We start from the raw sequence: 5852 nt of genomic DNA, 5'->3' as shown, positions 1-5852 counted from the left end.
CCGCAAACCCCTGTGGGAGCGAGCCTGCTCGCGATTGGCTTCACTGCTATTTAGCGACCTTGCCCAATACCCGCAGGCGACTCACGCCACCGTCCGGGAACACGTTCAGGCGGATATGAGTGATCGGCCCCAGTGCCTTGATCTGCTCGGCGAAGGTGTGTTCGGCGTGCATTTCCAGCTTCTGGCTCGGCAGCAGTTCGCGCCAGAACAGCGACTGGGTTTCGATCTGGCTGTCGGTGCCACCTTTGACGAACGCGCCCTGGATCGAGCAGCTGTCCGGGTAGTTGCCCTTGAAGTGCAGGGTGTCGACGACGACTTTCTCAACAATGCCGGCGTGGCCCAGGGCGACGATCACCCAGTCATTGCCGGGGGTGCGCCGCCGGGCGGTTTCCCAGCCGTCGCCCATGTTCACGCCACGGCCCGGGTTGAGGATGTTGCTCATGCGGCCGAAGTGTTCGTCGGAGCAGGCCAGGGCGCGACCACCGTTGAGGGCGGCAGCCAGGTCGATCTGTTCGTTGTCGCCGACGGCGGACCAGTCGCGGTACGGAATCCCGTAGACCCGCAGGCGGGCCACGCCACCGTCCGGATAGATGTTGAAACGCAGATGGCTGAACGCCTGGTCGTTACTGATTTCGTGGTAGTGGTGACTGTCGCCCTTCAGCTCGACGGCCGACAGCACTTCGGTCCACTGGGTGTTTTCGTCCGGCTCGCCTTCAGCCAGGAAACAGGCTTCCAAGGAGGCAGACGGTGGGTAATTGCCGGTGAAGAATGAGGTGTCGATATCCACGCCCTTGATCGAGCCCGGCACGCCGAGGCGGATCACCGCGCTGTCGTAGCCTTCGAAACGCTTGCGGCGCGACTCCCAGCCGTCCATCCATTTGCCGTTATCGTCGAACACACCCTCCTTCCATACGGCCGGGGTCGGCTGGAACAGGCGGTTGGCATCGGCGAACCAGTCATCGGTCACCGAAATGATCCTGGTGCCAAGGCGGGCGTCGGCCAGGTTGACGAATTTCTCGAACGGTACGGCGTAAGCTTTCATTCTTCTTGTCTGCCTTTGATAAGTTGGCTGGGGATGCTTGCAGGACCTGCTCTTGAGGTGCTGCTCGCTAAAGGGTCAGTAATCGGAACAACGCGATCTTGTTGATCTCTGCCAATGCGCATTTGAATTCGGCGTCCGCCGAGTGGTGAATGCGCGTTTCGAACGCGGCAAGGATCTGGTGCCGGTTGCTGCCTTTTACCGCCATGATGAAGGGAAACTTGAACTTGGCCTTGTAGGCCTCGTTCAGCTCGGTGAAGCGCTGGAACTCTTCGGCCGTGCATTGGTGAATACCGGCGCCAGCCTGTTCGTTGGTGCTGGCTTCGGTCAGTTGGCCCTGGACGGCGGCTTTGCCGGCCAGGTCCGGGTGAGCGTTGATCAGCGCCAGCTGGCTGGCGTGATCGGCACTCAACAGGATGTCGCTCATGCGCTGGTGCAGGGTTTCGATCTCGTCGATCGAGCAATCCTGGCCGAGGTCAAAGGCCTTTTCGGCCACCCATGGCGAATGTTCGTAGATGTCGGCGAAGGCTTTGACAAAGGCTTCGCGGCTCAGGCTGGAAGGCTTGAGGGTCTGGAAGGCAGTCATTTCGAAGCTCCCGAATACGGGTGGGTCTGCTGCCAGTGGCGCGCAATGTCGACGCGGCGGCTGAACCACACCTGTTCGTGGCCCTTGACGTATTCCAGGAAACGCTTGAGGGATGCCAGGCGCGCAGGGCGGCCGATCAGGCGGCAATGCAGGCCGATGGACAACATCTTCGGTGCTTCGGCGCCTTCGGCATACAGTACGTCGAAGGCATCCTTGAGGTACTGGAAGAAGTCGTCGCCCTTGTTGAAACCCTGCGCCTGGGTGAAGCGCATGTCATTGGTGTCGAGCGTATAAGGGATTACCAGGTGCGGCTTGCCGGTGGGGTTGTTCGGCTCCCAGTAGGGCAGGTCGTCGTCGTAGGTGTCGCTGTCATAAAGAAAGCCGCCTTCTTCCATCACCAATCGCCGGGTGTTGGGGCCGGTGCGGCCGGTGTACCAGCCCAACGGCCGCTCGCCGGTGATTTCGGTGAGGATGCGGATCGCTTCGAGCATATGCTCGCGTTCCTGCGCTTCATCCATGTATTGGTAGTCGATCCAGCGATAGCCGTGGCTGCAGATTTCGTGGCCGGCGGCGACCATGGCGCGAATCACGTCCGGATGGCGCTGGGCGGCCATGGCCACGGCGAAGATAGTCAGTGGGATATCGAATTGCTGGAACAGCTTGAGGATCCGCCAGACGCCGGCGCGGCTGCCATACTCGTACAGCGACTCCATGCTCATGTTGCGCTCGCCCAGCAGCGGTTGCGCCGAAACCATTTCCGAAAGGAACGCTTCGGATTCACGGTCGCCGTGCAGGATGTTGCGCTCGCCACCTTCCTCATAGTTGAGCACGAAAGACAGGGCGATGCGGGCATTGCCCGGCCATTGCGGATGGGGAGGGTTACTGCCGTAACCGATCAGGTCGCGTGGGTAGTCAGCGCTCACTGCAGTCTTCCTTCTTCTTCGAACCATGTAGGTGGCGCCTTGGGGGTGAATCACTGGCTGGCGTCACGACGATGGGCTGATTGTATACAACTTTATATGCGAGTTGTAAGCCTGTTTTTTGCATTTTTCACCGCGACCGTCGGTTTGTCTACACTGCAAGAAATCTGCCCACTTGGTCAATTTACCCTTCACAAGCCTTTGTCGAAGCAGGGGCGGATCGGGAATTGGGCGGAACCATCGTTAGGCGTCGTGCACGAGAAAAATTCATTTTTTATTGTGTACAATTTATGTTTAAAGTGTCTTAATTCGAGAATTGCCGCAGCGTTAATGCTTCAAAATGGTGCGGCCTGTCTTTCAACTGACTCAGGAGGCGCCGTGCCTGGTCGCCCTGCGGCAAGGCACGCACAATCAATGGGACGTCTGACTACACACGTTTTGGATGCTGCACACGGTTGTCCGGGCAGCTCGATCAGGATCGAGCTGTACCGCGTCGAAGGTTCGCAATTGCAGCTGGTCGCCAGCGCATTGACCAACAGCGATGGCCGTTGCGACGCACCGCTTTTGCAAGGAGATGACTACCGCAGCGGGGTCTATCAGATTCAATTCCATGCCGGCGACTACTACCGCGCCCGTGGCGTGCAGCTGGCCGAGCCGGCATTCCTCGATGTGGTGGTGCTGCGCTTCGGTATTGCGCAGGAGCAGGAGCACTACCACGTGCCCCTGCTGATTTCGCCTTACGCTTATTCAACCTATCGAGGCAGCTGAGCCCCCAAGCAGCTGCCTTGCCCTGGAAGCGACTGCGCATAGAGCTTCTTTGGTTTTTAGCCCGCCCACACTGCGGGCTTTTTTTGGCCTTGAAAAAGAGCTTGTCTTCGAGGCCGCCTTCGCGAGCAGGCTCGCTCCCACAAGGTTTCGTGAATACCAGTAATCCAGTGTGGGAGCGAGCCTGCTCGCGAAGCTTTTGCTTTTCAGCGGCTCAACAAAGAAGCCGCCCCCGCCCCACTGAACAACCCCGCACTGACCCGGTTGAACCAGCTCTGACCCTTGCCGGTACGCAGATACCGGGCGGCGCCATGGGCACCCAGGCCATAGGCCAGCTTGCACAGCAAATCGAGCACGGTCCAGGTGGCGATCATGATCAGCAGTTGCGGCAGGAATGGCTGTTCGGCGCTCAGGAATTGCGGCAGGAACGCCGCGAAGAAGAGGATGTCTTTCGGGTTGCTCGCGCCCAGCACGAATGCCCGGCCGAACAAGGCGCGAAACCTTGGAGTGGCGCTAGCCTGGGGCACTTCGGCGCCCTGGGATGGCTGGCGCGATTGCTGCCAGCTCTGCCAGGCGAGGTAGAACAGATACAGCGCGCCGACGATTTTCAGGGCGCTGAACAATTGTTCCGAAGCCAGCAACAGCGCCCCGAGCCCCAGCGCTGAGGCGCTCAACAGGCAGATCGAGGCCATTACTCCACCGAGGAACGCCGGATAAGAGCGACGCAGACCGTAGTTGAGGCTGTTGCTGATCATCAGCAGCGACAGCGGGCCGGGGATGAGGATTACCACCAAGGCGGCGCCACTGAACAACAACCAGGTTTCCAGATTCATTGCTTTGCTCCTGATGCACAAAAGCCTCACCCGACGGGGTGAGGCGGATACAGACGGGCCCGCTTACAAGAAGATGAACTTGGCGATAAAGATCGCGCAGAGCACCCACAGGCTGACGGATATTTCCTTGTGTTTACCGGTGCCGGCCTTGAGCACCACGTAGGTGATGAAACCCAGCGCGATGCCATCGGCGACCGAAAAGGTCAGCGGCATCATGATGGCGGTAACGATGGCCGGGATGCTGTCGGTCGCTTCGTCCCACTCGATGTGGGCCATGCCGCCCATCATCAACATGGCGACATAAATCAAGGCGCCGGCCGTGGCATAGGCAGGAATCATCCCGGCCAGCGGGGCAAAGAACATGGCGGCAATAAATAGCACACCGACTGTCACCGCCGTAAGCCCCGTGCGGCCGCCGGCGGCGACGCCGGCCGCGCTTTCCACGTAGCTGGTCACTGGCGGAACACCGACCATCGCGCCGAATACGCTGGAGGCGCTGTCGGCCTTGAGGGCCTTGGACAGGTTTTCGATCTTGCCGTCGGGCTTCACCAGGCCGGCGCGCTGGGCGACGCCCATCAAGGTGCCGGCGGTGTCGAACATATGCACGAACAGGAAGGCCAGCACCACACTGATCATGCTGACGTTGAACACGCCGGCGACGTCCATCGCCATCCAGGTCGGCGCCAGGCTCGGCGGCGTCGACATCACGCCATTGTATTGCACCAGTCCCAGGCCCCAACCGGCCAGGGTCACGGCAATGATGCTGATCAGGATCGCGCCGAACACGCGGTGGTAGCTCAGCACGGCGATCATCAGGAAACACACGGCGGCCAGCAGCGGTCCTGGCTCATGCAAGGAGCCCAGCTTGATCAGCGTCGCCGGGCTGTCGACGATGATACCGGCGGTCTTCAGGCCGATCAGCCCGAGGAAAAGTCCGACCCCCGCGCCCATGGCGTAGCGCAGGCTCACCGGAATGCTGTTGAGCAACCACTCACGCACCCGTGACAGGGTCAGGAACATGAACAACACCCCGGAAACGAACACCGCGCCCAGCGCGGTTTCCCAGTTGTAGCCCATGGTCCCGACCACGGTGTAGGTGAAAAAAGCGTTCAGGCCCATGCCCGGCGCCAGGCCCACCGGCCAATTGGCATACAGGCCCATCAACAGGCAACCCAGGGCAGCGGCGATGCATGTGGCGACGAACGCGGCGCCGTGATCAATGCCCGCGTCGGCCATGATGTTGGGGTTGACGAAGATGATGTAGGCCATGGTGATGAAGGTCGTCAGGCCGGCGATCAGCTCGGTCTTCACCGTGGTGCCGTGCAAGCTGAGTTTGAAGATTCGCTCCAGCCAGCCACTGCGTAGTGGCGGCGAAAGGTCCAGGGTCTGGGCTTCGGGTTTGCGGCTTTCCACAGCGAGTACTCCTCAAGAGTCTTATTGTTATTTCAGCACCGCGTGCTCCCGGAGGAAGGCTGCGAGGCATTGAGGCGGTAAGGCTGGCGAAGTAGTTGACCTTTTGGTCAGGAACTCGCACGAAGCGAATTATGCTTTTGTATACAAATAAAGCAAATAATGTTTTCTGTTTTGTTGACGAAATATCTGTGCATAGAGATATATCTTCCTTGAAGACGCCTTCGCGAGCAGGCTCGCTCCCACATGAGGTTCATCGTCGAACACAAAGGCCATGTTCAACGAGATCACTGTGGGAG

Annotated in this window: 6 protein-coding genes; 1 reads left to right on the top strand and 5 read right to left on the bottom strand. The window is 59.8% G+C overall.

Annotated features, from left to right (window positions below; translation table 11 throughout):
* Positions 1-46: 46 nt before the first annotated feature.
* From alc to puuE, 3 genes are all read right to left on the bottom strand, one after another.
* Positions 47-1042, bottom strand: a complete 996-nt coding sequence (alc, locus tag ACE04F_RS00845) for an allantoicase (protein ID WP_434699736.1) — start codon at positions 1040-1042, stop codon at positions 47-49.
* Positions 1043-1109: 67 nt separating this feature from the next.
* Complete coding sequence (gene uraD / locus ACE04F_RS00840; RefSeq protein WP_486104102.1) at positions 1110-1625, bottom strand: 2-oxo-4-hydroxy-4-carboxy-5-ureidoimidazoline decarboxylase; 516 nt, start codon at positions 1623-1625, stop codon at positions 1110-1112.
* The gene (gene puuE, locus ACE04F_RS00835) at positions 1622-2548 is read right to left on the bottom strand and encodes an allantoinase PuuE (protein ID WP_486104100.1); all 927 of its coding nucleotides are present in this window, start codon (positions 2546-2548) and stop codon (positions 1622-1624) included. The genes uraD and puuE overlap by 4 nt, the downstream gene beginning before the upstream one ends.
* Positions 2549-2959: 411 nt before the next feature.
* Between puuE and uraH the strand changes: the two genes are divergently transcribed.
* Positions 2960-3313 carry a hydroxyisourate hydrolase gene (uraH, locus tag ACE04F_RS00830; RefSeq protein ID WP_305496148.1) on the top strand — a complete coding sequence of 118 codons (354 nt, stop codon included), beginning with the start codon at positions 2960-2962 and terminating at the stop codon, positions 3311-3313.
* 203 nt (positions 3314-3516) lie between these two features.
* On the opposite strand, the gene ACE04F_RS00825 is transcribed toward uraH, so the two are convergent.
* Both ACE04F_RS00825 and ACE04F_RS00820 read right to left on the bottom strand, forming a co-directional pair.
* On the bottom strand, positions 3517-4143 hold the full coding sequence (locus tag ACE04F_RS00825) for a LysE family translocator (RefSeq protein WP_486104097.1): 627 nt from the start codon (positions 4141-4143) through the stop codon (positions 3517-3519).
* 63 nt (positions 4144-4206) lie between these two features.
* A complete protein-coding gene (locus ACE04F_RS00820) occupies positions 4207-5556 on the bottom strand; it encodes an NCS2 family permease (protein ID WP_305496146.1) in 1350 nt (449 codons plus the stop codon).
* Positions 5557-5852 lie beyond the last annotated feature (296 nt).

The organism is Pseudomonas sp. AGC41, assembly GCF_057334555.1.
Note: the sequence above shows the minus strand (reverse complement) of the source record. Positions and strands in the feature narration are given on the sequence as shown.

What these genes read in the sequence shown, in the direction of transcription:
- ACE04F_RS00825 (WP_486104097.1), bottom strand. Translation starts at nt 4,143, where the DNA reads ATGAATCTGGAAACCTGGTTGTTGTTCAGTGGCGCCGCCTTGGTGGTA.
- uraH (WP_305496148.1), top strand. Translation starts at nt 2,960, where the DNA reads ATGGGACGTCTGACTACACACGTTTTGGATGCTGCACACGGTTGTCCG.
- alc (WP_434699736.1), bottom strand. Translation starts at nt 1,042, where the DNA reads ATGAAAGCTTACGCCGTACCGTTCGAGAAATTCGTCAACCTGGCCGAC.
- uraD (WP_486104102.1), bottom strand. Translation starts at nt 1,625, where the DNA reads ATGACTGCCTTCCAGACCCTCAAGCCTTCCAGCCTGAGCCGCGAAGCC.